General features: G+C 63.4%; 20 protein-coding genes. 9 read left to right on the top strand and 11 right to left on the bottom strand.

What is annotated here, in order from left to right; genetic code table 11:
- Positions 1 to 69: 69 nt before the first annotated feature.
- The 5 genes from BUB39_RS05465 to BUB39_RS05485 all read right to left on the bottom strand — a co-directional run bounded on the left by BUB39_RS05465 (position 70) and on the right by BUB39_RS05485 (position 6,356).
- Positions 70 to 2,049: a glycoside hydrolase family 127 protein gene (locus BUB39_RS05465; RefSeq protein ID WP_073051932.1), complete on the bottom strand. Its 1,980-nt coding sequence runs from the start codon at positions 2,047 to 2,049 to the stop codon at positions 70 to 72.
- A gap of 35 nt (positions 2,050 to 2,084) precedes the next feature.
- Positions 2,085 to 2,948: a carbohydrate ABC transporter permease gene (locus BUB39_RS05470; RefSeq protein WP_073051933.1), complete on the bottom strand. Its 864-nt coding sequence runs from the start codon at positions 2,946 to 2,948 to the stop codon at positions 2,085 to 2,087.
- Positions 2,948 to 3,889: a carbohydrate ABC transporter permease gene (locus tag BUB39_RS05475; protein WP_073051934.1), complete on the bottom strand. Its 942-nt coding sequence runs from the start codon at positions 3,887 to 3,889 to the stop codon at positions 2,948 to 2,950. The genes BUB39_RS05470 and BUB39_RS05475 overlap by 1 nt, the downstream gene beginning before the upstream one ends.
- Before the next feature lie 107 nt (positions 3,890 to 3,996).
- Entirely contained in the window at positions 3,997 to 5,193 is a 1,197-nt protein-coding gene (locus BUB39_RS05480; RefSeq protein WP_425292895.1) for an ABC transporter substrate-binding protein, read from the bottom strand.
- A 113-nt stretch (positions 5,194 to 5,306) separates the two neighbouring features.
- Positions 5,307 to 6,356, bottom strand: a complete 1,050-nt coding sequence (locus BUB39_RS05485; protein ID WP_073051936.1) for a LacI family DNA-binding transcriptional regulator — start codon at positions 6,354 to 6,356, stop codon at positions 5,307 to 5,309.
- A gap of 275 nt (positions 6,357 to 6,631) precedes the next feature.
- Between BUB39_RS05485 and BUB39_RS05490 the strand changes: the two genes are divergently transcribed.
- The 3 genes from BUB39_RS05490 (at position 6,632) to BUB39_RS05500 (ending at position 10,498) form a co-directional block, all read left to right on the top strand.
- Positions 6,632 to 8,566, top strand: coding sequence for a beta-galactosidase (locus BUB39_RS05490; RefSeq protein WP_073051937.1), 1,935 nt, complete (start codon positions 6,632 to 6,634; stop codon positions 8,564 to 8,566).
- Positions 8,563 to 9,246, top strand: coding sequence for a TetR/AcrR family transcriptional regulator (locus tag BUB39_RS05495; protein ID WP_425292896.1), 684 nt, complete (start codon positions 8,563 to 8,565; stop codon positions 9,244 to 9,246). The genes BUB39_RS05490 and BUB39_RS05495 overlap by 4 nt, the downstream gene beginning before the upstream one ends.
- A 79-nt stretch (positions 9,247 to 9,325) precedes the next feature.
- Positions 9,326 to 10,498, top strand: coding sequence for a dihydrodipicolinate synthase family protein (locus BUB39_RS05500; protein ID WP_073051939.1), 1,173 nt, complete (start codon positions 9,326 to 9,328; stop codon positions 10,496 to 10,498).
- Here BUB39_RS05500 and BUB39_RS05505 read toward each other — a convergent pair.
- Together BUB39_RS05505 and rhaM are read right to left on the bottom strand one after the other, a co-directional pair.
- Complete coding sequence (locus BUB39_RS05505; RefSeq protein ID WP_073051940.1) at positions 10,492 to 11,238, bottom strand: SDR family NAD(P)-dependent oxidoreductase; 747 nt, start codon at positions 11,236 to 11,238, stop codon at positions 10,492 to 10,494. The genes BUB39_RS05500 and BUB39_RS05505 overlap by 7 nt on opposite strands.
- A 157-nt stretch (positions 11,239 to 11,395) precedes the next feature.
- Entirely contained in the window at positions 11,396 to 11,713 is a 318-nt protein-coding gene (rhaM, locus tag BUB39_RS05510) for an L-rhamnose mutarotase (RefSeq protein WP_073051941.1), read from the bottom strand.
- Positions 11,714 to 11,898: 185 nt separating this feature from the next.
- Between rhaM and BUB39_RS05515 the strand changes: the two genes are divergently transcribed.
- A complete protein-coding gene (locus BUB39_RS05515; protein WP_073051942.1) occupies positions 11,899 to 13,383 on the top strand; it encodes a DHA2 family efflux MFS transporter permease subunit in 1,485 nt (494 codons plus the stop codon).
- A gap of 84 nt (positions 13,384 to 13,467) precedes the next feature.
- Here BUB39_RS05515 and BUB39_RS05520 read toward each other — a convergent pair whose 3' ends face one another.
- On the bottom strand, positions 13,468 to 13,647 hold the full coding sequence (locus BUB39_RS05520; protein WP_073051943.1) for a DUF2158 domain-containing protein: 180 nt from the start codon (positions 13,645 to 13,647) through the stop codon (positions 13,468 to 13,470).
- A gap of 939 nt (positions 13,648 to 14,586) precedes the next feature.
- Between BUB39_RS05520 and BUB39_RS05525 the strand changes: the two genes are divergently transcribed.
- On the top strand, positions 14,587 to 15,315 hold the full coding sequence (locus BUB39_RS05525) for a response regulator transcription factor (protein WP_084526908.1): 729 nt from the start codon (positions 14,587 to 14,589) through the stop codon (positions 15,313 to 15,315).
- Positions 15,316 to 15,489: 174 nt separating this feature from the next.
- On the opposite strand, the gene BUB39_RS05530 is transcribed toward BUB39_RS05525, so the two are convergent.
- Positions 15,490 to 16,200 carry a phytanoyl-CoA dioxygenase gene (locus tag BUB39_RS05530; RefSeq protein ID WP_244540154.1) on the bottom strand — a complete coding sequence of 237 codons (711 nt, stop codon included), beginning with the start codon at positions 16,198 to 16,200 and terminating at the stop codon, positions 15,490 to 15,492.
- A 416-nt stretch (positions 16,201 to 16,616) separates the two neighbouring features.
- Between BUB39_RS05530 and BUB39_RS05535 the strand changes: the two genes are divergently transcribed.
- The 3 genes from BUB39_RS05535 to BUB39_RS05545 all read left to right on the top strand — a co-directional run bounded on the left by BUB39_RS05535 (position 16,617) and on the right by BUB39_RS05545 (position 20,206).
- Positions 16,617 to 17,549 carry a WecB/TagA/CpsF family glycosyltransferase gene (locus tag BUB39_RS05535; RefSeq protein WP_084526909.1) on the top strand — a complete coding sequence of 311 codons (933 nt, stop codon included), beginning with the start codon at positions 16,617 to 16,619 and terminating at the stop codon, positions 17,547 to 17,549.
- A gap of 242 nt (positions 17,550 to 17,791) precedes the next feature.
- Positions 17,792 to 19,072 carry a sugar transferase gene (locus BUB39_RS05540; RefSeq protein ID WP_073051945.1) on the top strand — a complete coding sequence of 427 codons (1,281 nt, stop codon included), beginning with the start codon at positions 17,792 to 17,794 and terminating at the stop codon, positions 19,070 to 19,072.
- A gap of 48 nt (positions 19,073 to 19,120) precedes the next feature.
- The gene (locus BUB39_RS05545; RefSeq protein ID WP_084527129.1) at positions 19,121 to 20,206 is read left to right on the top strand and encodes a UDP-glucuronic acid decarboxylase family protein; all 1,086 of its coding nucleotides are present in this window, start codon (positions 19,121 to 19,123) and stop codon (positions 20,204 to 20,206) included.
- A 184-nt stretch (positions 20,207 to 20,390) separates the two neighbouring features.
- On the opposite strand, the gene BUB39_RS05550 is transcribed toward BUB39_RS05545, so the two are convergent.
- Positions 20,391 to 21,872 carry a lipopolysaccharide biosynthesis protein gene (locus BUB39_RS05550; RefSeq protein WP_073051946.1) on the bottom strand — a complete coding sequence of 494 codons (1,482 nt, stop codon included), beginning with the start codon at positions 21,870 to 21,872 and terminating at the stop codon, positions 20,391 to 20,393.
- Entirely contained in the window at positions 21,869 to 24,211 is a 2,343-nt protein-coding gene (locus tag BUB39_RS05555) for a glycosyltransferase family protein (RefSeq protein WP_073051947.1), read from the bottom strand. The genes BUB39_RS05550 and BUB39_RS05555 overlap by 4 nt, the downstream gene beginning before the upstream one ends.
- Before the next feature lie 315 nt (positions 24,212 to 24,526).
- Here BUB39_RS05555 and BUB39_RS05560 point away from each other — a divergent pair, with 315 nt between their 5' ends.
- Entirely contained in the window at positions 24,527 to 25,561 is a 1,035-nt protein-coding gene (locus BUB39_RS05560; RefSeq protein WP_073051948.1) for a hypothetical protein, read from the top strand.
- Positions 25,562 to 25,617 lie beyond the last annotated feature (56 nt).

Here is a 25,617-nt window from a genome sequence, read left to right on the forward strand (position 1 = left end):
CCGTGCGGGTCCGGTGCGGCTCAGATCGTCCGGGGGAGGAGAACCGGACGGGTATCGATCGACAGCGGCCTAGCCGCCGCGCAGCCAGACGAGCATTTCGCCCGGCTCGCGATTGTCCCAGGCGTAATAGGGCACCGCTTTGATCGGGACCGGCTCGCTCTTCGGCGGTTCGGTGCGATAGAGTGTGCCGCTCCAGCCTGCGACGCTGTCATCCTTGGCCTCGGCCGTCAGCGTGACGACGCCACCGAGCAGGTCCGGCTCGAAGCGCGCTTCGAACGGTGTATCGCCCGGCACCTTGATGCGGTTGAGCGCCACCGTGTTGTCGATGCCCTCGAGGCAATAGACGAGCGGCCCGCGCTTCAGCGTGATGCGGCCAGCATCAGGACGCACTTCCGGATGGGCGTAGAGACGCTCGACGGCGAGTTCGAGATCAAGCGAAACCGTGTCGCCGGCCTTCCATTCGCGATCGATGCGCGCATAGCCGTCGGCGGTGACGGCGGCCAGATCGATCGCCTCGCCATTGACCGAAAGGCTCGCCTTGCGGCACCAGCCGGGAATGCGCAGGCTGAGGACGAAGCGCGTCGGCTTGTCCAGATCGACCGTGATGCCCACCGCGCCATCCCAGGGATAGCGCGACTGCTGCTTCAGGCGCACCTCGGTCCCGCCGATATCGAGTCGTGCATCGGCATCGCCATAGAGATGGACCGCGATCTCGCCATCGGCGACGCCATACATATAGCTGCCAATCGACGCGACCATGCGGCCGACATTCGGCGGGCAGCACGGGCAGCGGTGCCACTTCCAGCGATTATGACCGCCACGGCTTTCGAGCGGGTTCTCATAGAAGAACAGCGAGCCATCGAGCGAGAGGCCGGAGATCGAACCGTTATAGAGCGCCAGCTCCATCACGTCGGCATAGCGGGTGTTCGGCCCCATGCCGAGCATGCGGTTGGCCCAGAAGGCGAGCGCGACCGCCGCGCAGGTCTCGGCATAGGCGGTCTCGTTCGGCAGGTCGTAGTCGCTCGTGAAGCCCTCGTTCTTGTCGGACGGGCCGAGGCCTCCGGTCACATAGAGACTCTTCGAGTTCAAGTCGTCCCAAAGCCGGTCGAGCGCGACGCGGAGCGTGTCGTCGCCGAACTCGGTCGCGATATCGGCCATGCCGGAATAGAGATACATCGCGCGGACGGCGTGGCCGACGACCTTGTCCTGCTCGCGCACCGGCTTGTGCGACTGGTTGTAGTCGTAGGTCTTGAAGTGGAAGTTCTTCGGATCCGATCCGCGGGCCCTTGCTTCCTCGTCGAAATAGTGCGGCTGCTGGCCGCGCTGGTCGATGAAGTACTTCGCCAGCTTCATGTAGCGGTCGTTGCCGGTGACGCGGGCGAGCTTGACCAGCGCCAGCTCGATCTCCTCATGGCCGCAATAGCCCTTCTTCTTCTCGGGCTCGGGACCGAACATCGAGTCGATGTGATCGGCGTAGCGGCTCATGACGTCGAGCAGCTTGCGCTTGCCGGTCGCCTGGTAATAGGCAACGGCGCCCTCGATGAGGTGGCCGGCGCAATAAAGCTCATGGCAGTCGCGCAGGTTCGTCCAGCGAAGGCCCGGCTGCATGCGCTGATACCAGCTCGACAGATAGCCATCCGGCTGCTGCAGCTTCTCATACATGTCGATCACGGCGTCGATCTTCGCTTCGAGCGCCGGATTGGGCTTGCGGTAGAGCGAATAGGCCGCCGTCTCGATGGTCTTGCCGAGATCGGAATCCCAGAACATCTGCGTCGTGACAGTGCCCGAGGTGAAGAGCGGCTTGCCGTCGGCGGCCGCAGCTGGCGACATCGACATGAACGGAATGCGCAGCTCCGGGACCGGCCGGTCGGGATCAATCTGGTCGAGCATGCCGGCCTCGACGCAGCGCTCATAGAGGATGTCGGCGGTCTTGTCGGCGACAGCATCGACGCGGCTGCCCCAGAAGCCGTGCACATCGACCTGGGGAACGGACGGGGGACGGAAGCGCGCGCGCGGCACTTCGCGATCGGGGGCGGGCTGGGCACTCATGAGGTTCTCCATAGATATCAGGGCAAGGTATGGCGCTATTTCACGGCGCCGGCCGTCAGGCCGCGGATGTAGAAGCGCTGCAGCAACAGGAAGAGGATCAGGCAGGGGATCATCATCACGGTGACGCCCGCCTGGACGGCGCCCCAGTTGACCGCGCCGAAGCGGCCGGACTGCACGGCCGTCATCATGATCGGCAGGGTGAACTTGTCCTGGTCGGTCATCAGCACCAGCGCCGCGATGAACTCGTTCCAGGTGTTCAGGAAGGCAAACAGCGCCACCGTGACGATGCCCGGCCAGACGAGCGGCAGCATGATCTTGGTCAAGAGCGCCACGCTGCGCGCGCCATCGATGCGAGCTGCTTCCTCGATCTCCTTCGGCACCGCGTCGAAGGCGTTGCGCATCATGAAGATCGAGAAGGGCAGCTGCAGCGTGACATAGACGAGGACCAGCCCCGACAGCGTGTTCTGCAGCTTGAACGTCGCCAGGAGCAGGAAGATCGGCGTCAGGATCGACTGGAACGGGATCATGATCGTCGAGAGGATCATGACGAAGAACAGGTTCTTCAACGGAAATCGGAAGCGCGAGAAACCGTAGCCAGCGAGAAGGCTGATCGCTGCGGTGAGCACGACGCTCGAGACCGAGACGAAGATGCTGTTCTGCGCCGAATGCCAGAGACCCGCGCCGAACGTGTCGAGGGCCGCATAGTTCTCGAACGAAACGCCGGTGGTCGGCCATGGCGGCAGCGGCGGCTGGCGTGCCTCCGGTGGCCGCTTCAGCGAGGACAGGAAGGTCCAGAAGATCGGCGCGATGAAGATCGCGGAAAGGAACAGGCCGATTGAATGCTCGCTGATGAAGCGGCCGATCGAGCGATCGGGGGCGGTGTTGGTCGTGGTGGCCATCACGTGCCCTCCGGATTACGCAGCAGCCGTAACTGCACGAGGCTGATCACCACGAGGATCACCAGCAGCACGACCGACAGCGCGGCGCCATAGCCAAGCTTGAAGGACACGAAGGACTGGTTGAAGATCCAGTAGACCGCGGTGAGCGTCGAGTTGCGCGGGCCGCCGCGCAAGATGATGTAGAACTGGTCGAAGGCGAGGATCGAACCGGCAACGGAGAGGATCAGCGCCAGCGCCAGCGTCCGTCGCATCAGGGGCAGCGTGATGCTGGTAAAGCGCTGCCAGCCACTCGCGCCGTCGATCTTGGCGGCTTCCATGAGGTCGCCTGGGATCGACTGCAGGCCCGTCATCAGGATGATCATGGTGAAGCCGGCAACCTTCCAGACCACCATGACGATGATCGACCAGAAGGCCGGATCGAAGGTCGCCAGCAGGTTGAACTTCTTCTCGGTCAGGCCGAGGCGGAAGGCGGCGGGGCTGAAGAGACCCGCATCGACGTTGAGCAGCCAGGCCCAGAGGAGGCTCGCCGAAGCGAAGCCGACGACGACCGGCATGAAGAAGGCGGTGCGATAGAGTCCGTTCAGCGGCCGCGGCTTCTCGACGAAGAGCGCCAGCGGGAAGGCGACGGCGAAGATCGCGATGGTGACGATCACCGTATAATAGAGCGTGAACTTCAGCGCGTTCCAGAAGCGCGTGTCCTTGGTGATCGCGACATAGTTGTCGAGCCCAATGAAGGTGTGCCCACCCATCAGCGGCCAGTTGTGCAGCGACATCCAGATCGTCATGACGAGCGGAATGACGAAGAAGATGGCAACCAGAATGATCGCTGGCGCGATGTAGAGGAGGCCGATCCACTGACTGCGATCGACGCGCGGCCGGGCCTTGGCGGCGGCGGCCTGCGCGCCAGCATCCCTGTCGGATTTGGCCGAGATCGAGGACATGTCGGTCTCCCTGGAGCGTGAGCCGCGTGATGGGAACGGGCGCCGGGCGCCCGCTCCCTTTCGACGTGAGGCTGAAGCCTGCGGCCGCTTACTTGGCCGCGGGTGCTTTACTTCGCCGCGCCGTCGATGATGCCCTGCATCGTGTCCTGCGCGTTGGTGATCGCGCCGTCGACGTCATCGCCGTAGAAGACTTCGCTGATCATCTGGGCCCAGGGACCATTGGCCGAATTGATGATGTCGTTGAACACCACCGAGTAGGGCGTCTGTCCCTTGGCCATCGCCTCGGCCGCAATCTGGTAGCGCGGATCGAGATCCTTCAGGGCTTCCTTGGCGATATCGCCACGCACCGGCAGGCTGCCGAGGCTGGCGAGCAGCGTCTGGCCTTCCAGCGAATAGGAGAAGTCGAGGAATTCCTGCAGCACCTTCACCTTGGGCGTGCCCTTGGTGACGACGAAATTGTCGCCGCCGGCGAAGGACGACCAGCCGCCATCCTTGCCAGGAAGGAAGGTGACGCCGTAGTCGATGTCCTTGTACTGCGTGTTGAGCGCGCCGATGGCGAAGGCACCGGACGGCGAGATGCCGATATTGCCGCCCGCAAAGGCCGCGAAGAAGTTAGCGCCGGTATCCGTCTGCGCGCCCTCGGGTACGAGACCCTTCTTGATCATGTCGCGATAGAAATCGATCGCCTCGCGCAGCTTCGGATCGTTCAGCGTCGCCTTCGAGCCATCATCCGACAGCACGCTGCCGCCTGAAGCCCAGACCAGCGGGGTGAAGGTGAAGATGTTGCAGCCGGGGCACGAGCCGGAGAAGTAGAAACCCTTCACGTCGCCGCCGAGCGCATTGACCTTCTCGGCATCGGCCTCGATTTCCGCCCAGGTGGTCGGGCCCTTGTCAGGATCGAGACCGGCCTTCTTGAACAGGTTCTTGTTCCAGATCAGTACCGACGAATCCGCCGAATAGGGCAGACCATAGACGCGGTCCTTGTAGGTGCCCGTCTTCACATGCGCCGGCGAAAGCTCCTTGAAATAAGGCAGCGACTTGGCCCAGTCGGTGATGTCCTCGAGCTGGCCCGCGGCGGCGAAGGCCGGCGTATAGATGAGGTCGAGCGCGAGACCGTCAGGCGCGGTGCCGCCCGCGACCGCGGTCGCGTATTTCTGGACCAACTCACCGGTTGGAATGATGTCGAGCTTGATCTGGTCCTCGTGGCTCTTGTTGAAGGCCTCGACGATCTTCGGCATGAAATTGGATCCGTCCGAGCGGACCCAGATATTCGCCGTCTCGGCGGCGCCCGCGAGCGCGGTCATCGACAGTAGCGCCGCAGTCGCGGCCACCAGGCTGGTAAAGCGTCTCATGTTCCCGTTCCTCCCTCTATGATCGCCGCCCGCGGCTCCTCCGGCGGGCTGGCGCGGATGCCTGATCAGCCGTCCAATGGACGGCCGCATGACTGCCGGACCACCAGGCGGCATGGCAGTTTTCGAATGCCCGGCTCGACGGGCTTGCCGTCGACGAGCGAAAGCAATGTCATCCCGGCCTCGCGACCGAGCGTGACGAGATTCATATCGACCGTCGTGAGCGGCGGCCGCGATTCAGCCGCGACGATCTCCCAATTGTCGAAGCCGACGACGCCGACCGAACCCGGCACATCGATGCCGCGCTCGCGCAGCGCGTCGATGACGCCACGCGCGATCTGGTCGTTGCCGCAGAAGATGGCGTCCGGTGCAGACCCGCCTTCGCCGAAGAGCTCGGCGACCGCATCGCGCCCCCAGCTCTCCGACCATCGCCCCATCAGCACCGGCCCGACCGGCAGCCCTGCCTCCGCCAGCACGGCACGATAGGCCTCGGCCCGGCGATGCACGACGGTAAAGGTCGTCGGCCCCGTGACATGGGCGATGCGCCGGCGGCCGAGGCGGATGAAATGCTCCACGGCAAGACGCGCGCCGCCCTCGTCGTCGGAGACGAAGGCGATCGAATTGGGATCGGGCTCAGTGAAGGCATAAATGACGGGAACACCGAGTCGGGAAAGATCGACCGGCAGTTGACGATCGATCCGCTTACCGGTCGCGATGATGCCGTCGACGCGCTTCTCGAGCATGGCGTCGACATGTAGCTGACCGAGGCGCGGATCGTCCTCGACATTGCAGAGGAACACCGACACGCCGTTATCGACCAAGGCTTCCGAAATACCGGCCATAACCGGCAGGGAAAAACGCCCATAGGTGTCATTGGTCAGCATGCCGACCGTGAAGCTGCGCCGGCGCAGCAGGCTCTGCGCGAGTCCGTTCGGACGAAAGCCGAGTCGCCGTGCCGCTTCCTGAATGCGCGTCCGGGTCTCGGCCGTCATGCGGCCCTGGTCATTGAGGGCCTTCGAGGCCGTGGCAACGCTGACGCCGGCATCCTTCGCGACGTCGCGCAAGGTCACCGGCCGCCCGCGCGGCGCGACAACATCGCGTTCCATCCCGTCCGACATGCACCACTCCCTGCAGCATGTTGAGAAAAGCTTTTCTCAGCATGCTGTTAAAAAAGGCAGTCACCGGTCGGAGACCGCCCCGAAGAGCTTGAGAAACCCTTTTCTCAGCGCACGCTATTAGCAGTCGAACGATGAATCAAGGGGCGATGCGACCCGATCTGCACAGAGAGTGAGATTTGCCCCGGCGAAGCGCGAGGCGCTCTTTCCAGGCAGGGCAGAAGCGGTGCTATATGCAGGAAGGCGACCTCAAAACCTTTCAATCACGGAATCCTTCCATGCTCGGCGTCTGCTACTACCCGGAACATTGGCCCGAGAGCTGGTGGGCCCGCGACGCCGCCGAGATGGCGGCGCTCGGCATCCGCTATGTCCGGATCGGAGAATTCGCCTGGAGCCGCATCGAGCCCGAGTCCGGCCATTTCGAATGGGAATGGCTCGACCGGGCGATCGAGACGCTCGGCGCCGCCGGCCTCAAGGTCGTGCTCGGCACGCCGACGGCGACACCGCCGAAATGGCTGATTGATCTCTATCCCGAGATCCTGCCGCATGCCGAGAATGGCGCGGCGCGCGGTTTCGGCTCGCGCCGCCACTACACCTTCTCCAGCGCGGTCTGGTATCGCGAAAGCGCGCGCATCGTGACGGCGATGGCAGAGCGCTATGGAGAGAGCCCGCATGTCGCCGGCTGGCAGACGGACAATGAATATGGCTGCCACGACACCGTTCTCTCATGGGGACCGGAGGATCTCACCGCGTTCAAGGGCTGGCTACGCCGCCGCTACCAGACGCCGGAAGCGCTGAACGAGGCCTGGGGGAATGTCTTCTGGTCGATGGAACTGGCGAGCTTCGACGAGGTCGAGCTGCCGGTTCGCACCGTCACCGAAACGGCGCCGGCCGCGCGGCTCGATTACTGGCGCTTCGCCTCGGAGCAAGTGGTTCGCTACAACGAGATGCAGGTCGGCATCCTGCGCCGTCTGTCGCCCGGACGGTTCATCACCCACAACTATATGGGCTTCTTCCACGATTTCGATCATCACGCGGTCAGCGAAACGCTCGACTTCGCGTCCTGGGATTCCTATCCGCTCGGCTTCCTGGAGAAATTCCCTTTCTCCGAGCAAGAGCGCACGCGCTTCACGCGTACCTCGCACCCCGACGTACCGACCTTCCATCACGATCTCTATCGCGGCATGGCCGGCAACCGCTTCTGGGTCATGGAGCAGCAGCCGGGCCCGGTGAACTGGGCGCCGTGGAATGCCGTCCCCGCGCCGGGCATGGTCCGGCTCTGGGCCTGGGAGGCCTTCGCACATGGGGCGGAGGTGGTGAGTTATTTCCGCTGGCGGCAGGCACCGTTTGGGCAGGAGCAGATGCATGCCGGGCTCAATCGCCCGGATCGCGTCCGCTCGCCGGGTGGCGAGGAGGCCGCGCAGGTCGGCGCGGAACTGAAGGCCTTCGGCGCGCTGCCGGAAAACCGCCCCTCCCCCGTCGCGCTGGTCTTTGACTACGAAGCGTCGTGGATCACGCGCATCCAGCCGCAGGGGAAGGACTATCGCCACGAGGAGATCTGCTTCCGCTGGTACGAGGCCGTGCGGCGGCTTGGCCTCGACGTCGACATCGTCCGGCCCGGCGCGGACCTCTCTGGCTACAGCCTCGTGCTGCTGCCGAGCCTGCCGCATGTCGGCGAGGCGATGCTGGAGACGCTGAAGACGACCGAGGCGGTGATCCTCATCGGCCCGCGCGCCGGTTCCAAGACACGCAATTACGCCTTCCCGGACAATCTCGCACCCGGACCGCTCGCCGAACTCATTCCCATCAAGGTGATCGAGGTGGCTTCGATGCGTCCGGCGCTCCATGCCGTTGGCGGCGAGGTCAGCGGCCATGCAGCGCGCTGGCGCGAATGGCTGGAGACGGACCTGCCGGCACTTGCGAGCTTCGAGGATGGCGGCGCCGCAGTGGTCGCGACGGATCGCGTCATCTATTGCGCGACCTGGGCCGAGGGGGACCTGCTCAGCGAGATTCTGACGACGATTGCTCTGCCCAAGGCTGGGCTCGTGCCGGTCGACATTCCGGATACGATCCGCATCCGGCGCCGCGGCGACCTCACCTTCGCCTTCAACTACGGCACGGAGGCGTGGACGATCCCTGACGCGGCGGCGAAGCGCTTCCTGCTAGGCGGCGCAACCATCGCTCCGCAGGACCTCGCCTGCTGGGAGGGCTGAGCGCTTTGGCGGGCCGAGGAGAGCCTGCCGCGGCGCCGACCCGCACGGCGGCGACGCGGGATCCCGACGGAACGGCGCGGGCGATCCTCGCGGCGGCCACTGAGGAATTCGCGGAAAAAGGCCTTTCCGGCGCGCGGGTCGACGCAATCGCCTCGCGCGCGGGCATCAACAAGCGGATGCTCTACCACTATTACGGGAACAAGGAGGCTCTCTATCTCGCAGTGCTGGAGGCCGCCTATGGCCGCATCCGCGCTGCCGAGGCGGAGCTTGAGCTCGACGCGCTCGAGCCCGAGGCGAGCCTTGCCCGTCTCGCGGCGTTCACCTTCGACTACTACCTCGCCAATCCCGATTTCTTGAGCCTGCTCGCCACGGAAAACCTTCATCGCGCGGCGCATATCCGCACCTCGGAGCGGCTTCGGACCATGCATGCCACCTTCATCGGCGATCTCGACCGCGTCTTGGCACGCGGCGCTGCCATCGGGGTGTTCCGCCCCGGAATCGATGCCGTCGACATCTACATCACCATTGCCGCGCTCGGGGTTTTCTATCTCTCGAACCGCTGGACGCTCGGCACGGTCTTCGGCCGCGACCTGAGCGCAGCCGATCGGATCGACGCATGGCGCAGCCATATGGGCGACGTGGTGCGGGCCTTTGCGCGGGCAACTCCGGCAGCGTCTTGACAGGCCATGCGACCACTTGTAACTAGTTGGTTACAAGTGGCGCTGGGAGGAGACTGGCGCCCTCATCGCGGGGCCCGACATGACCAGCATCCTGCTTCCGACCAGCGCCGGCGCCGCCGAGCGTTACGTGATTCAGAACATGCCGCTGACGGCCCTGCCGAAAGGCACGGCACCAGCGTTCAACCGGGTCGCCTATGCCGCGGCGCATGTGGTGGTCGACCCTTTCGCTGACAACACTCCGACGCTCGACGTTGCCTTCGACTGGGAGCGGACTCTCGCCTTCCGGCATCACCTCTGGGATCTCGGATTCGGGGTCGCCGAGGCGATGGATACGGCGCAGCGCGGCATGGGTCTTTCCTGGTCGCAGGCGCTGGAGCTTTCGCAGCGCGCGATCGCCGAAGCGAAAAGCCGTCCGGGCGCCCTGATCGCCTGCGGCGCCGGCACGGATCATCTCGAGCCAGGCCCCGACGTCACGATCGACGACGTCATCGCCGCCTATGAGCTGCAAGTCGAGGCGATCGAGGCCGCGGGCGGCCGGATCATTCTGATGGCAAGCCGTGCGCTCGCCCGGGCCGCGAAAGGACCCGACGACTACATCCGCGTCTATGACCGCATCCTTTCCGCAGTGAAGGAACCGATCGTCATCCACTGGCTCGGCGAGATGTTCGATCCGGCATTGGCCGGCTACTGGGGCAGCGCCGACCACATGGCGGCGATGGAGACTGCGCTTTCCATCATCAACAGCCATACCGACAAAGTGGATGGAGTGAAGATCTCGCTGCTTTCGGCAGAGAAGGAAATCGCCATGCGGAGGCGTTTGGCCCCCGGCGTGAAGATGTATACAGGCGATGATTTCAACTATGCCCAATTGATCGCTGGTGACAGCGAGGGCTATTCGCACGCACTGCTCGGCATTTTCGATGCGATTGCGCCTGCCGCCTCACTGGCTCTCACGAAGCTCAGTGCCGGCGACGAAGCAGGCTTTCACGAGATCCTCGGACCGACTGTGCCGCTGTCACGGCACATCTTCAAGGCGCCGACTCGCTTCTACAAGACGGGCGTCGTCTTCCTGGCCTGGTTGAATGGCCACCAGAAGCATTTCCTGATGGCTGGCGGGCAGCAAAGCGCACGCTCGCTTGTTCATTTCGCCGAACTTTTCCGTCTCGCCGATGCCGCGCACTGCCTCGCCGACCCGGATCAGGCGGCCAGCCGCATGGCCAGCCTCCTGAGAGTCGGTGGGCTCGATCAATAGGTCGCGCGGCCGCCCGAGAGGTCGAACACTGAAGCGGTGGTGAAGCTGTTCTCGCGGCTGACCAGCCAGGCGACCATGTTGGCCGCCTCATTGACCTCAAGAAAGCGGCCACGCGGAATACGCGAGAGCATGTAGTCGATGAATTCCGGCTTCAGTTCGTCGAGGATGCGCGTCTTGGCGGTCGCCGGCGTGATCGCGTTGACGGCGATGTCGTATTTGGCGACTTCCTTGCCGAGCGCCTTGGTCATGCCGATGACGCCCGCCTTGGCGGCGGCATAGGCCGACGCATTGGGGTTGCCCTCCTTGCCGGCGATCGAGGCGATGTTGACGATGCGGCCGTAGTTGCGCGCCTTCATCCCCGGAATGACGGCGCGATTGACATAGAAGGCGCCGTTCAAATCGATGTCGATGACGCGGCGCCACTCGTCGAGGTCATACTCTTCCAGCGGTGCGTTCTTTCCCGCGATCCCGGCCGAATGGACGAGGATGTCGATGGGCCCCACCTTCGCCTCGGTCTCAACAACCGCCGCGGCGACCGCATCATAATTGGCGATGTTGACGGTGACCGCCTGGGCGGGCTGGCCGAGGCGGCCGACAGCCGCAGCAAGCAATTCCGCATTCATGTCCCACAGGGCCACCTTGGCGCCGGACGCGACGAGCCGTTCGGCGATGGCATAGCCGATGCCCTGCGCACCGCCCGTGACAACCGCGGTCTGGCCGACGAGATCGATCTGATTCATTTTGTTGTTTTGCCTCCCGGAAATTCGTTCAAGTCATAGGCAACGGCCGGGAGGCGACGACAGCCGCCGAATCCCGGCGCGCCGCCGATGTCACGCCATATTAGCGAGGTTTCGGCGCGGCTGAACAGCATGTCGGCACCCCGCCGGTCTGTGGCGATCACTCCAGGTGGAAAACCTGATCAAGCCGCACGACGGTCGGCGTGCCGTCGGGATTGTAGTCCATGATATCGTCCATGAAGGCCCACCAGCGCTTGTTCGCGTCGGTCTTCGGCAGGTCGGCCATGGTGTGGTCGTCGGAGCGAATGAGCGTCGCAAAGAGACAATCCGTCTCCGGGTCATGCCAGATCGAATAGTCGGTAATGCCGGCGGCGCGCAGCGCGTCGACCAGTTCCGGCCAGATCTCATCGTGACGCTTCTTGTATTCGGCGATCCTGCCGGGATGCACCTTCATGCGGAAGGCAATGCGTTCGCTCATGCTGTTTCGTCCCTCGGTATATCCTGGCTGAGGTTCATTCCACGCTCCCGTGGCGCCTGCCGGGCTGCCTAGCAGCGCCACATCGCCCCACCGCTCGCGAATATGACCGCAATGGTTGCGCAGCGTGTCGGAATCTGCGACGCCAGTTCGTCCTTTGGCAACGCCCCACGATCAGCGGATGCATCATGACCGTCGACAGTCCAGCCGTCGCGACCGAGACGGACGCCCTTCTCCCCCATGAGCGCGCCGCCCGCAATCGCCTGGTCATAGGGCTGCTGCTGGTCTCGGCCTTCGTGGTGATCCTCAACGAGACCATCATGGGTGTCGCGCTGCCGCGCATGATGGTCAGCCTCGACATCACGGCAAGCACGGCGCAATGGCTGACGACGGCGTTCATGCTGACCATGGCCGTCGTGATTCCGATCACCGGGCTGCTGCTGCAGCGACTCAACACGCGGCCGGTGTTCATGCTGGCAATGTCGCTGTTCTCTGCCGGTACGCTGATTTCCGCGCTGGCACCAGGTTTCGGCGTCTTGGTCGTAGGCCGCATCGTTCAGGCATCGGGCACGGCGATCATGATGCCTCTGCTGATGACGACGGTCATGAACCTCGTTCCGCCCGAGTCCCGCGGCCGGACGATGGGCAACATCTCGATCGTCATCTCTGTCGCGCCAGCCATCGGACCGACGATTTCGGGCTTGATCCTCTCCGTGCTCGACTGGCGCTGGTTGTTCATCCTCGTCTTGCCGATCGCGCTCGCGGCCCTGGCGCTCGGCGCGAAGCGGATCGTCAATGTGACGACGCCGTCCACGGCGCGCATCGACGCGCTCTCGGTGCTGCTCTCCGCGGTCGGTTTCGGTGGGCTCGTCTACGGTCTCAGCGAGTTCGGGGAAAGCGCGCTGCATCCAACCGCGGTGCCGCCGGTCATCCCGCTCGTCGTCGGCGTCGTGGTCGTTGGCCTGTTCGTCTGGCGTCAACTGGTCCTTCAGCGCGAGAATCGCGCCTTGCTCGATCTGCGCACACTGACCAATCCGACCTTCACGATCGCCACGGTCATGATGGCGATCCTGATGATGGCGATGTTCGGCGCCTTCATTCTGCTGCCGATCTACCTGCAGAACGTTCTCGGCCTGTCGACCCTGCAGACCGGGCTGTTGCTGCTGCCGGGCGGTCTGATCATGGGCCTCTGCGCACCGACCGTGGGCAGCCTCTTCGATCGCCATGGACCGGCGCGACTCGTCATCCCCGGCGCCTTTCTGGTCGCGGCAGCTCTCTGGGGCCTGACGCTCGTTCAGCCGCATACGTCGGTCTGGCTGTTGCTGGCCGCTCATCTGGTGCTCAGCGTCGGCCTCGCGCTGATGTTCACGCCGCTCTTCACCGTCAGCCTCGGGGCACTTCCGCCCAATCTCTACTCGCATGGCAGCGCGATGATCGGCGCAACGCAGCAGGTTGCGGGCGCGGCCGGCACGGCCCTCTTCGTCGCGGTGATGACGTTGCAGACGGCCAAGCTCACGGCGTCGGGAACCGACCCGGGCACGGCGCTGACGTCCGGCATCGCCACTGCCTTTCTCTGCGGAGCGGTCATCTCGCTTGCCGCAGTCGTCGCCGCGTTCTTTGTCCGCCTGCCAAAGGATGCGAATGGCAGCGCAGGCGCTGCCGCAGGCCATTAACGGCGGCGGCGCGATTAGCGCGCCGGCCCCGTTCTCTGCCACCTGAACCGATCCCTGGCCGGATCGCCGCCATATGCAGATCGATCAGTTGATCGAAATGAGGCGATCCATCGAGACCTCGATCGGCTTCTCGGTGGGCGCACGAAGTGGTGCACAGCCGATCAGCACCGTGTCGTTCGGCGTTCTAACCACCGACGTCACGATCATTTCGGGGCCGCCAGTCTTCAAACTGACGATATCCCCGACCTTCAACTCGTCCGACATTCCCGAACCTCAAGACGGTTCCTGCCCCACACTGAGATAAGTCAGGTTTCAGCGGATGGCGACAACCAATTTCTGACAATCTGAGAGACGAGCCGACATTTCACCGACAAATTGCATTTGTCAGTGCTGATAAATCGCAAGGCGGGCGATGCTGCGGTGCAGACCTTTGCTACCGCACGATTCTGGTTCCGGTCGACGGCACCTCCGGAAGCGTGGCAGCAAGGGCGGCCGAACCACCCAGGCATGAGTTCCGCCTCCGATCGATCCCTTCACATACAGAACCCCATCGGCGCGTCACGAAGGCAGTGAAGCCACTCCGTCAGACGAATGGAGCGAGGGCCGTTTCCGGCAGAGATCCGCTGTAGGGGCGGAGCTCTCGGCGGATAGCCGCCTCGCGCCATGACTGTCCTCGAGGGCGGCAGGGATGACCATGCACTCATCCGTCGAGACGCCCTCGGCAATGCGCGGAACCCGGATCGGCCAATCGGATGGTCCTCCAGCCAAATGACTGTTGGGAAACGACGCCGAACGGCGTCTGCCCGCGGAGGCGAAGAGCATTTCCACCGCGTCAACGTGGCAAGGACCGCTCGCGGGAAACTGCTTTCGCCACGCCCGCGCTATTCGGCGCGCGAGATGGGATGCACCGCCTCGGAAACCGACCCCCGCGGCTGGACGAGCGGCAGGTCATCCGCCGTTCGGCCGCCCCCATAACCCTTTCGAATAAAAGCGGCATCAATCCGATCAGCGCGCATCGAACTTCGCATAGTCTATTGAAGATATTGCCGGCATACCAATTCAATGTAGATTTAGTTGGAGAGACATGTGATTTATATTATTGGCGTGCGATTAACCCCTACGCTACATGTATAACTATTCATACCCAAGCCTTTAACTTCCGGAGCAGGGTTCGCCTGCCGGGAAACACCGAGGATAACAACGGTGAATACGAGCTTCGATCTGAACCGGCCCATGTCGGCAGTCTCGGGCTCCAAAACAACTCAGATGGAAAATCGCCATACGCTCGTACTCGTCGATCTCAATGTGCTCAGCCGAGACTGCATCGGCCGGGCACTCAGCTCTTTTGGCGGCCTGGAATTGGTCGGCAGCTTTGGAACAGTGTCCGAGTGGCTCGGCGCACAAGCAACGAAGGCCAATCTGGCGGTCATCGTGCAACGAGGCGAGCGTCCGTCTGCAAGCGAACTGCAGCGCGACATCGAGCGGCTGCGGGGCGCGACTATCGAAGCGCCCATCATTCTCATCTCCGATGACGAAGATCCAAATACCATCCTTCGATCGCTGGATTTCGGCGTGAGCGGCTACATCCCGAGCAGCGTCGGCCTCGACGTCGCTTTCGAGGCGATGCGGCTGGTGGTGGCGGGCGGCGTCTTTGTTCCCGCCAACAGCTTGCTGGCTTACCGGCAATCGGTGCAGAAGGAGAATATCCCGCCAGCACCGCAGAAATCGCCCTTCACGGCGCGACAGGACGCCGTCGTCCAGCTGCTACGCCTCGGCAAGAGCAACAAGGCGATTGCCGCAGAGCTTAACATGCGCGAGAGCACGGTGAAGGTTCACATTCGCAATGTGATGAAGATCATGCGCGCCAAGAATCGGACGGAAATCGCGGTCCGCACCAAATACCTGGACCGCGCCGACGGCGACGATAAATAGATCTCGACGGTGACCGGAGGGCGGCGGTCATGCGCGCCCCGGTGTGGCCGGTCGAGGTAGTCAACATAAGCAACCAAAATAAACTTCGGTCGACGTAACCCTCGCGAGAGGATCGCCGACCGAAGTCAATGACCGTTGCAAACCGCGACCCGTCAGGTCGCGGCAACGATCCGTTCAGGTAGGCGCGATGACATGATCACGGGCAAGGCGAGACAGCACCGTCTCATCAAGCGTCCGCGCAAACTCCTTATGGCGATTCCGAGCGGCATCGGCATAGGCATGGGTCCAGGCCTCGGATGGGCCGAACGTCATGAAGACCGCCATGCGATCCGACATATGTCCCGTGGCGGCCCTCAAGAAGGAGCGGGATCTCGTGAATGCCTTCTGAACATCGAAATGCAAACGAGGCCCGAACGCCTCAAGCGTCTTGCGCAGCATCCGGTCGGTCAGGCTTGGCATCTGCCCGACATGGTCGATACGGACGTCGAAGATGACGGCATCGCCCGGACGAACCGAGGTGCCCTCGACCGGAAGGTCCATGCCGTCGACGCGCATATGCGAGCCCGGCCTGACCTTGAGCGTGGAGGGAGAATCGCTGGCCTGCTCCTGCAGGTAGAATGCGATCTTGTAGATGTGAAAGGCCTCGTCCGAGAAGACACGGCTGTCGGGGTAAGCAGGATGATGGACGATGTCCTTGTGCCAGGTGGACGTCGTGTTGATCATCAAGTCACACTCGAAAGTCAGCTCGACATCGAGCGGATGAGCGATCTCCTTGAGAACGCCCAGCACGCTTTCGGAGGTGAGTATCCCGGCCAGGCCAGGGACGACATGCATGGCCTGAACCTGAAGTTTGCCGCCATAATTGTACCAGCCCGCTGACTTCAAGTGCCGCCCGGTCATAGCCCGGAGTTCGCGGACTTGGTCCTGCGTCAGGACGTTCCTGACCACGGCAAAACCGTTCGCTTTGAGATCTCGCTGGAGTCTGGTTGCCACATCAACCGGCCTGTCCAGAACGCTTGCCTGATCCATGACGCCTTGTCCTTCCCCCACAATATGCGACGCCGCATTTGACGCGACACTCAACCTGCGCCGGCCTCGGGTCAAACCGCACTTTCGGCTTATCGATCAACTGAAAGTATAAGGGGATATAGATGGGCGGCTTGTCTCTCATGAAATCCGACACGATTTGCCTATCCCCCGTACCCGTAAGGTCAAGTAGGGGGTGACTAAGAACAAAAATATGCTTGCGCCAATAAACACCGCGGGCCTTGGGCCAACGCGGCGACAGGGAAGCGCAGGCTATGAGCGAATTGAAGACTGGCTGGGGCTCGCCACGACCCAATGTCAGGCTGAGCCCAACTGCATCGACCAATGTCCTTGGCGTTCGCATCTCGGCCGTCAATCTTCAGACGGCGATCGCCCGTATCCAGCTTGCGATCGCCGAGCGCAGAAAGGCCTATGTCTGCGTGCGCGACGCCCATGGGGTCATACGCAGCCAGAAGGACCGAGAGCTTCGCGCCATCCACAATCGCGCTTTTCTGGTGACGCCCGACGGGATGCCGCTGGTCTGGGCGCTGCGGCATGACGGGCATTCGTCAGCCGGCCGCGTCTACGGCCCCGACCTCATGCTGGCTCTGTTCGAAGCGGGCCTTGCGCAGAACCTGAAGCATTTTCTCTATGGCGCCGAGCCGGAGACGCTCCGGGCGCTTCAGACGCGTCTGACGAACCAGTTTCCGGATGCAAATATCACCGGCGCCTATGCGCCGCCGTTCCGCGAACTTGTGCCCCATGAGGAAGCCGCTGTGGCGGATGCCATCAACCGGTCCGGGGCCGACGTCGTCTGGGTGGGTCTCAGCACACCCAAGCAGGAGCGCTGGATGGCGCGAATGAGCGACCGGCTCGACGCTCCGATGCTGATCGGTGTCGGCGCAGCATTTGATTTCCACGCTGGCAAAAAGCGGCAGGCGCCACGCTTCATCCAGAGAAGCGGCTTCGAATGGGTCTTTCGCCTTGCCTGTGAGCCGCGCCGGCTATGGCGCCGCTATGCCGTGGTTGTCCCGAGCTTTCTTGCGCTGAGCGCGATGCAACGACTGGGGCTGAGGCAATTCCCGATCGACGAGACGCCTGGCGATGTATCGGCCGGCGCCACCGCCACCTCATGCGGCCCCACCTCACCCGCCACTGTCGGTTTCGCATTCGGGCGCGCGAGCCACGCAAACGCACCCAAGGAATAGGCCTCATGTCCCTATCCGCCACCGCTGCGACAGAAGTCGACCAGGCTGTAACCGGAGCCCCCGTGTCTCCCACTCCGCGATCTGTGCATGCGGACCTGCGGATGGCAACAGACGGGATCGCTACGAGGCTCGACCCCTCACCCTCAGCGATCCGAAGCACGGTGAAGGAAGGGGTCACGCGTAACCGCGGCTTACTCGCGTCGTGCGGGCGCACGGCATCCCGGCGGATCGTGGCCCTGCTGATGGCCGCCGGCGATGCCGCCGCCTATGGCGCGGCCTATGTCCTGATAATGCCGTTTCACCTTGGCGCATCCGCCATGTCATTCGGCCTTACCGGCATCGCGGCACTCGTCTTCTATGCGTTGGAGCGGGTCTATCCTGGCTATCGGCTCTACGGCCACGAACTCATTCGCCGCAAGGCGACCGCCTCGCTCAAGACTGCGCTCGTCGTCGTTTCAGCCGCATTTGCCCTGACCGGCGACTGGCGCCAGGCATCGCTTCTGGCTGCATTCCTGGTGGCAGGATTGATCCTGCAGCTGTTCACACATGGCATCGCACGCCAGATCTGCTGCCAGATCGGCGTCTGGGGCGAGCGCGCCGCGATCATCGCTGACCCCCTCATGGCGGAACGGCTGATGTCGTACTTCCGCCGCCACTGGCAATACGGAATCCGACCTGAGCTTGTCGAGCTCTCGGGATTACAGGGATCGGATACCGAGCAGCGGCGCATTGCCCTTGTCACCGGCGCCAGCGGTCCCGGCTCAGAGGCGCTCGCAGCCATGCGCCGGGAATTCGCCGAGGTCGTGCTGCTCGCCGACACGCCCAATCTGAGACTCTCCGGTCTCCAACCAGCCGATTTCAACGGCGAGATCGGCTTGCGGCTGGCCAGCGGCGAAAAGCGCCCCTCCGTGGGCCCGGCCCGACGCGCGCTCGATCTTGCCATCGCTCTGCCAGCGGCGCTGCTGGTCGCCCCGATCATCGCAATCGCCGGCGCAGCCATCTATGCGGCCGATCCAGGTGCCATCTTCTACTGGCAGAAGCGCGAGGGACTGGGCGGCAAACCGGTCCGCGTCCTCAAGCTGCGCACCATGTATCAGGACGCCGAAAGCCGGCTGGAGATGTTGTTCGACGCCGAGCCCGACTTGCGCGCCGAATGGTTGGCACATTTCAAGCTTCGGGAAGATCCCCGCATCCTGCCGATCGTCGGCCATATCCTGCGCTCGACGAGTTGCGATGAGCTACCCCAGTTGCTCAATGTCATCGCCGGGCAGATGAGCCTCGTCGGCCCCCGTCCGTTCCCGGAATATCATCTCCTCGCCATGAATGCCGAGTTTCGGCACAAGCGCCGGTCGGTCGTCCCTGGCCTCACCGGGCTTTGGCAGATCTCCGAACGAAGCAATGCCGATATCGAGCTGCAACGGCAACTCGACGAATTCTACATCGACAACAGGTCCATCTGGCTCGACCTGCATATCATCATCAGCACTATTCCAGCCGTCTTGAGGCGAGGCGGCGCTTACTGAACAGCCCCGTTTGATTACAGGCAGTTGAACCGAAAAAGGAGAATGTCGATGCACGATCGAAAGCGGGTTCTGGTTACCGGCGGCGCCGGGTTTCTCGGCTCTTTCCTGTGCGAGCGTCTAATCCGGGACGGACATGACGTTCTCTGCGTGGACAATTACTTCACCGGTTCTCGTGAGAACGTCCAGCATCTCCTCGATGATCCCCATTTCGAACTGGTCCGGCACGACGTCACGTTTCCGCTTTACGTCGAGGTCGACGAGATCTTCAACCTCGCCTGCCCGGCCTCGCCAGTTCACTACCAGTTCGATCCGGTTCAGACCGTGAAGACCAATGTCCATGGCGCGATCAACATGCTCGGCCTCGCCAAGCGAACGGGCGCGAGGATTTTCCAGGCCTCGACCAGCGAGGTCTATGGTGATCCCGACATCCACCCGCAGCCGGAACTCTATCGCGGCAGCGTCAATCCGATTGGCCCGCGCGCCTGCTATGACGAGGGCAAGCGGTGTGCCGAGACGCTCTTCTTCGATTATCACCGCCAGTATGGCGTCGACATCCGTGTCGCCCGGATCTTCAACACCTACGGACCGCGGATGCATCCCAATGACGGCCGAGTGGTCTCGAACTTCATCGTGCAGGCGCTGCAGGACCAGCCGATCACGATCTTCGGCGATGGAACGCAAACTCGCTCCTTCTGCTATGTCGAGGACCTTATCGAGGGCTTCGTCCGCCTGATGGGCGCGCCGCGCGGCGTCACGGGCCCGATCAATCTCGGCAACCCAAGCGAATTCGAGGTGCGTGAGCTGGCGGAGTTGGTGATCGCATTGACGGGATCGCGGTCTGAGATCGTGTACCGGCCGCTGCCGACCGACGACCCGACCCGGCGCAAGCCGGACATCGGCCGAGCCCGGGAAGAGCTCGGTTGGGAGCCGACGATTTCGCTTCGCGACGGCCTTGAGAAGACGATCATCTATTTCGACTGGAAGCTCTCGGAGCGTCGTGTCAGCCCGCCGGCGGCACGGGCCGAAGAAGCGATTTCGGTTTCGCGAGCGCCTGATGCGGCAAGGGTGCCGGTGAACGCGGCGCTGGCGGGCCTCAACGGTGCTCACCTCTCGATCGGTTCCCATCCCTTGTAAGGGGCAAGGGACCATCGGCGCGCGCCAGGCTAGCGCGCGCCGATGAACTAGAATGCCGGTAGTATCGAACTGATCGAAGTGCCTCGCCGGCTTAACCGCCGCGAGGCACTTTTTCTTATGCTGTTTCGGCGGGCGACCTGTCCGTCGCCCTTGGCAGGATCAGGCTGGCCTGAAGGTTCCTGCTTTACTCGGGGCTGGCCACATTCATGGCCGGCCGCTGAAGGCGCAATGCGCCGAAGACGTGCCGCACGACGACGGCAATTTCCTGGCCGAGCGGATGGTTGCCGACCAGGAGCGCCGCTCCCCATCCGACGGCCGCTCCCAGAAGGGCGCCGCAGGTCTGGAGCCAATCGAGATCGAAGCCGCGTGGCGACCAGACCAGGATGAGGCAGGGGACGAGCGCTGTGCCGAGGGTCAGGAATCCGCTCGAGCATGCGGCGCTAGCGAGTTCTCTGAATGTAAGACCGATGGCACGCCGGATGAACAGCAACGAGATCAGCATCTGGAGCGGCGCAATGACGAGCAGACTCGCCGCAACCCCGAGAAGGCCGTAGACTTTGGCGGCGTATATGACGAGCAGGATCGAGGGCGGTACCGAGATCACGCTGATATAGACAGTGTCGCGGATTCGCCCCGACGCGACGAGGACGGGATATGTGAGAAACGCCGGCGCGAGCGCCATCGTTCCGATGGCAACCAGGCGGACCAGCGGCGGAACCGCGCCCCACTGGCTGCCGAGAAGGACTTTGACGGCGGGATCAGCGAGAATCGCCAGCATCAGCAGCATTGGCCACTGCACGGCGGACATCAGTTCGAAGCCATGAAGATAGGCTGGCTTCAATTGGCGCCCTTCGCGCGCTTGGCCGGCCATCGCTGGTAGAACGACCGGCTGCAGAGCCGCGACGATCGCCCGGTCCGGCAACTGGCACACCGCAATGGCTCTTGAGTAGAGGCCCACGGCATCGAAGCCGAGCAGCTTGCCGAACGCCAGCCGCGGAAGCATCTCATAGGCCATCGTGATGAGCGTCACCGAGCTTGAAGCCACGCCAAATGATAGCAGGCGCCTGATGCCCGACAGCGAAGGCCGATACATCCAGAGTTCGGGCCGGAACGAGTAGGCGGCGAATGCCATGATCGCGTTGGCGGCAACATAGCCCCACATGTAGCTGATGGCGCCATAGCCTCCGAGGCCGAGCACGATGGTGACGATCGTGTTGCCCACGGCCGCGAGCACATTGATGATCGCGAGCGCCCGGAACGCGAGATCCCGGCGCAGCAGCGAGAGCACCGGCGTTGCGAAGGGGATCACCAGGAAGGAGAGCGTAGCCGCTTCGATGAGCGGCTTCAGATGCGGTTCGCCATAAAACGCCGAAAGGGCATCGGCGCCGAGAAAGAAGCCCGCGCCGATCACCAGCGAAAGCCCGCAGGTGACGGTGAAGGCGCATTGTACCATGGCACGGCTGATCGTCCGCTCCTGGACGATATAATTGCTGACGCCAAACTCCCGGAAATTGTCAGCGAGAACGATCACCGCGTTGGCGACGAAGAACAGGCCCGTTTCAGCCGGTGTCAGGATGCGCGCCATGACCATTGTGGTGCCGATCGTCAGCACCTGTGTCAGGTACCGGTCGAGCGCCGAGAAAGCGATGGATCGACGGACGCTCATGAGACGGACACGGGCTGGCTGTCGGCCCACGCCGCGCTGCCGGAAAGGCCAGGGCGAGCGAGCGACTCCGGCAGGGGCAGCGGGGTGCGCCAGCGATCGAAGACGGCGTATCCCGCCCCATAGGCCGGGTCATGCGCCAAAAGCACATGGGTGCCGGCTTGCACAATCGCCCGGCAAAGGGCGGAGCTGCCGGGATCGCCTATCCCGCTGAGGATGACGCAGCCGGCTGCGAGGCAAAGGCCCTGCAGATCCGCCACTTCGGCGGGAACGTCCTCGACGAATACGAGATCGAAAGGTTCGAGGCCCCGCTGCGGAAGATCGGTAAGTGGGATTTGCAGCACTTCTCGCGCTCCGAGGCGCGCCGCGGCGAGTCCCGGGGCTGACGGTCCGCCGACGACGTGTAACGATCCAAGATCGGGATTGACGGCAAGGCCTGCCAGGAACTCCTCGACATAGATCGACGGCGACGCGCCCGGCAGGAGAAGCGTTTGCGCTGCGTCGACCCTTGGAACGAGGCCGCGCAGCACAGCGACGAAGTCGTCGAATTTCCTGAACCGCCGCGCAAAGGGCAGCCTCCTGAATTTCGGCAGCCGGCCATCGCGCGTCATCGCACGGGCAAGACGCGCCATGACGGGCGCCATGGCCTTGTGGCGGGCGATCGCCGCAAGCGATGGCGCCATCGTTCCGCGCCTCGGTGCTCGTGGGCGCGGGGGATGGATCTGGCGACCCTGCTGCCCATTTTGCGCAACTGGCGTCTCACCCACCCGCTCCGTCACCTTCCGGGCGAGATCAGGACGGCCGCAGGCGACCATCATCGCCTGCAGTTCGGCTAGCCAGCTGGACGCATCGCTGTGAAGTCTACCGTGAACAGACGGGCTCAGCATGATCTCCGCCGGGTGTTCGGGACTATCCAGAAGGCCATCGCGTAGCGCCGCTGCGGCAGCCGTGGCCCATGCGATCTCGGAGTGGACGAGGTTCGGAAACAGCGCGAGACGCCGGGCCGCCTCATCGACCTCTCCCGCGCAGAGGAGACCGGCGATCAGCAGCGCATATTCAACCGGATCGGGCGCCTCGGCCTGGTAGCGGGCAAGGACGTTGTCTATCCAGTTGCCGAGCAGCTCGACGGCGTCGCTCGGTCGACCAAGATGCAGCTGGCAACGCGCACGCCCAACGAGAGCCTCCGGCAGCGGATGAAAGTTGAGGCATCGTGTGAAGGCGCGTTCGGCCTCGTCATAAGACTTGCCGGCAAATGCGCGGCGCCCCTCGTCCAGAAGCTGCCGCAGGTGGCCAAATTGTGCCGGCGGGGCCACGCGCCGGTGCATCAATGGGGAGAGCGACAGTGGCGCAAAAGGCGTCTTCTGGACGATCCGCTGGCCATCGTTGGCGATCGAGCGCAGCCGTAGCCACTGCAGCACCTGGTCGCGATGATGAATGGTATGGCGATCATGCACCAGGCGATGCCCTGCATCGGTGATCGCCGCCATCCGGCCCGGATCACGCAGCAGCATCTCCAGTTTTTCGACAACGTCATCCGGCTCTGCGAAGAGACAGTTCTCCATGTCGACGAAGCCTGCCGCGAGTGTGCCGGCGGTTCGTTCGGTGACGAGCAACGACCGGCAGGCCGGAATTTCGAAGTGCTTCCGCACGATCTCGTCGGCGATGGTGCCGCAGGTCGGGGTGACATGCGAAAAATTGATGAGCCTTGCATATTCCGTTCCGGTCGCGACCTTGGTGACGGCCTGTGCATCGAACCAGCCGGGATGAGGACAGCTCATGATCGGATAGCGCGGCGCCAACTTCTGGCGGATGCGGTTCCGCCACGGATAGTGCGACGCGAGGCTGCCCGTGAAGAGCACCGGGATTGCCTTTGGAAGGCCGTAGTCCCGATGAACCGCGGGATCGATGAAGTTCGGCCAGTAGAAGATGTCGGCGTCTTCATCGGTCAGATATTCGGCGAGCCGCGTGCTCAGCGTGAAATAGGTGTTGATCTGCAACCGACGCATGGCCTGAAGAAAGATCAGCCGCGACGAGCAATAGGGATCGCCGTTGAAGAACCCGACCTTCGGCACCTGCGGCTGCGCGAGCGCGTTGGCAATGCTCGATCGGGCCGCATAGATGCCGGATTCGAACATCGCAATATCGGGTTGGTGCAGATCGCACAGGCGATCATAGTCGCAGTCGCCCTCGATCAACGTCACATCGAACGACAGACGCAGGCAGTCGAGCTGCTGTTTCAGGTGTTCGACGATGAAGCCCGAGATGTTGCGGTCAACGGTCCTGAAAAACAGCATTCTCGGCTTGAGCGCCCGATCGATCCCGGGCGGCGCGTGGGTGTTCATGCCGTCGTTCCATCATCGAAGCGCCAATTGCATGACCTCGCGCCCGCAGGCGACGGTGTCCCATCACTGCCTCCCGCATGCCTGTGCATGCAGGCTGAGGACCCATGATCGGCAGGTTGGCTTTGAGGCTAGCACCCGGCCGCTGGTCAAAGAAGTAATCCTATCGGCGCAGCCCTTTTGTATTATGGACAATCCAGAACTGCTGAATTGATCTCGTACAACAGCCTTCGGATATTCCGGACTCTGCGCCGAGTGCCCGGGCAAATCTTGCCAGCGGCGGCGTTGGGTGTCTTGGCTCGGATTCAGGAGGCGCATGTGCAGGACGGGGACCTCGCCGCGAAGGACGCCCTCCAGGCCGGACCGGGACCGGAGGAGCAGCGCAATTCCTCCGCTGCGGCGGGGGGGTCGGCGCGTCACGTCGTGTGTACGCTTGGCGAGGGCTCCTATCTCCTTGGCATCGCCGGGCTAGTGAACTCGCTTGTTCACGCAGGCTTCGCCGGAGATATCCTCATCGGGTATCGCGGCGCCCTGCCTTCGTGGGTCGAACCGTTCCGAAAGGGTGCCAGCGACACATCATTCCAGATCACGCCCGATGTCCTCGTCAGGATGATCGTCGTCGAGGGCGACTGGCACCTCAACAACACCAAGGCGCATTTCATGGCCGATATCGCCGAGCGCCATGCCGCCGATGCGGAGCTCATCTACTATCTCGACTCGGATATCGTTGTGACGCATCCATGGCCGGCCTTCGCCGAGTGGGCGATGCAGGGCGTCGTCCTGGTCCACGATATCGCCGACAGCACCATGTCTCCCCATCATGCCTATCGCTATGCCTGGCGCGACCTCGCAGCGGCGAACGGCTACGAATGCCGCGCAGTCACTGGCTATTTCAACGGCGGTTGTATCGGCTTCTGCCGGAGGGACATGCGGTTTGTGCTGGCGTGGCGCACCTTGATGGACGCGGCCGCGCGGGCCGGCATCGATATGACGACGATGAAGGATACCGGCGGACGGCTGGAATTCGCGCGCCGCGATCAGGACGTGCTCAACGTTGCCGTCATGGCGACCGACGTCCCGCTGGCGCTGCTCGGCTTCGAGGCCATGGGGCAATATCCGTGGGTGAACACGATCATCCCGCACGCCATCAACTTCAGAAAGCCGTGGCTGCGGAACTACATCGTTGATGCACTTCGTGGCTTTCCCGCCAATCGGACGCACCTCGCCTATTGGCGGTTCGTCGAAGGCCCTCTGTGGCCGTTCACGCCGGCTCAGATCGCGTCGAAGAAGCGCCAGCTCGCGATCGCGCGCCTTATCTCGCTCCTGCATGTCAGGAGCTTTCGCGACCTCTGACGACCTCATGAACCCGCTGGCATGAAGGCAAGGTCCGAACTATCGCGGCCGGGTCG

The organism is Kaistia soli DSM 19436, assembly GCF_900129325.1.
Lineage (GTDB): Bacteria > Pseudomonadota > Alphaproteobacteria > Rhizobiales > Kaistiaceae > Kaistia > Kaistia soli.

Excerpts from the sequence above, each read along its gene's own strand:
- BUB39_RS05465 (WP_073051932.1), bottom strand. The coding sequence starts at position 2,049 with ATGAGTGCCCAGCCCGCCCCCGATCGCGAAGTGCCGCGCGCGCGCTTC.
- BUB39_RS05470 (WP_073051933.1), bottom strand. The coding sequence starts at position 2,948 with ATGGCCACCACGACCAACACCGCCCCCGATCGCTCGATCGGCCGCTTC.
- BUB39_RS05475 (WP_073051934.1), bottom strand. The coding sequence starts at position 3,889 with ATGTCCTCGATCTCGGCCAAATCCGACAGGGATGCTGGCGCGCAGGCC.
- BUB39_RS05480 (WP_425292895.1), bottom strand. The coding sequence starts at position 5,193 with ATGACCGCGCTCGCGGGCGCCGCCGAGACGGCGAATATCTGGGTCCGC.
- BUB39_RS05485 (WP_073051936.1), bottom strand. The coding sequence starts at position 6,356 with ATGTCGGACGGGATGGAACGCGATGTTGTCGCGCCGCGCGGGCGGCCG.
- BUB39_RS05490 (WP_073051937.1), top strand. The coding sequence starts at position 6,632 with ATGCTCGGCGTCTGCTACTACCCGGAACATTGGCCCGAGAGCTGGTGG.
- BUB39_RS05500 (WP_073051939.1), top strand. The coding sequence starts at position 9,326 with ATGACCAGCATCCTGCTTCCGACCAGCGCCGGCGCCGCCGAGCGTTAC.
- BUB39_RS05505 (WP_073051940.1), bottom strand. The coding sequence starts at position 11,238 with ATGAATCAGATCGATCTCGTCGGCCAGACCGCGGTTGTCACGGGCGGT.
- rhaM (WP_073051941.1), bottom strand. The coding sequence starts at position 11,713 with ATGAGCGAACGCATTGCCTTCCGCATGAAGGTGCATCCCGGCAGGATC.
- BUB39_RS05515 (WP_073051942.1), top strand. The coding sequence starts at position 11,899 with ATGACCGTCGACAGTCCAGCCGTCGCGACCGAGACGGACGCCCTTCTC.
- BUB39_RS05520 (WP_073051943.1), bottom strand. The coding sequence starts at position 13,647 with ATGTCGGACGAGTTGAAGGTCGGGGATATCGTCAGTTTGAAGACTGGC.
- BUB39_RS05535 (WP_084526909.1), top strand. The coding sequence starts at position 16,617 with ATGAGCGAATTGAAGACTGGCTGGGGCTCGCCACGACCCAATGTCAGG.
- BUB39_RS05540 (WP_073051945.1), top strand. The coding sequence starts at position 17,792 with ATGGCCGCCGGCGATGCCGCCGCCTATGGCGCGGCCTATGTCCTGATA.
- BUB39_RS05545 (WP_084527129.1), top strand. The coding sequence starts at position 19,121 with ATGCACGATCGAAAGCGGGTTCTGGTTACCGGCGGCGCCGGGTTTCTC.
- BUB39_RS05550 (WP_073051946.1), bottom strand. The coding sequence starts at position 21,872 with ATGAGCGTCCGTCGATCCATCGCTTTCTCGGCGCTCGACCGGTACCTG.
- BUB39_RS05555 (WP_073051947.1), bottom strand. The coding sequence starts at position 24,211 with ATGAACACCCACGCGCCGCCCGGGATCGATCGGGCGCTCAAGCCGAGA.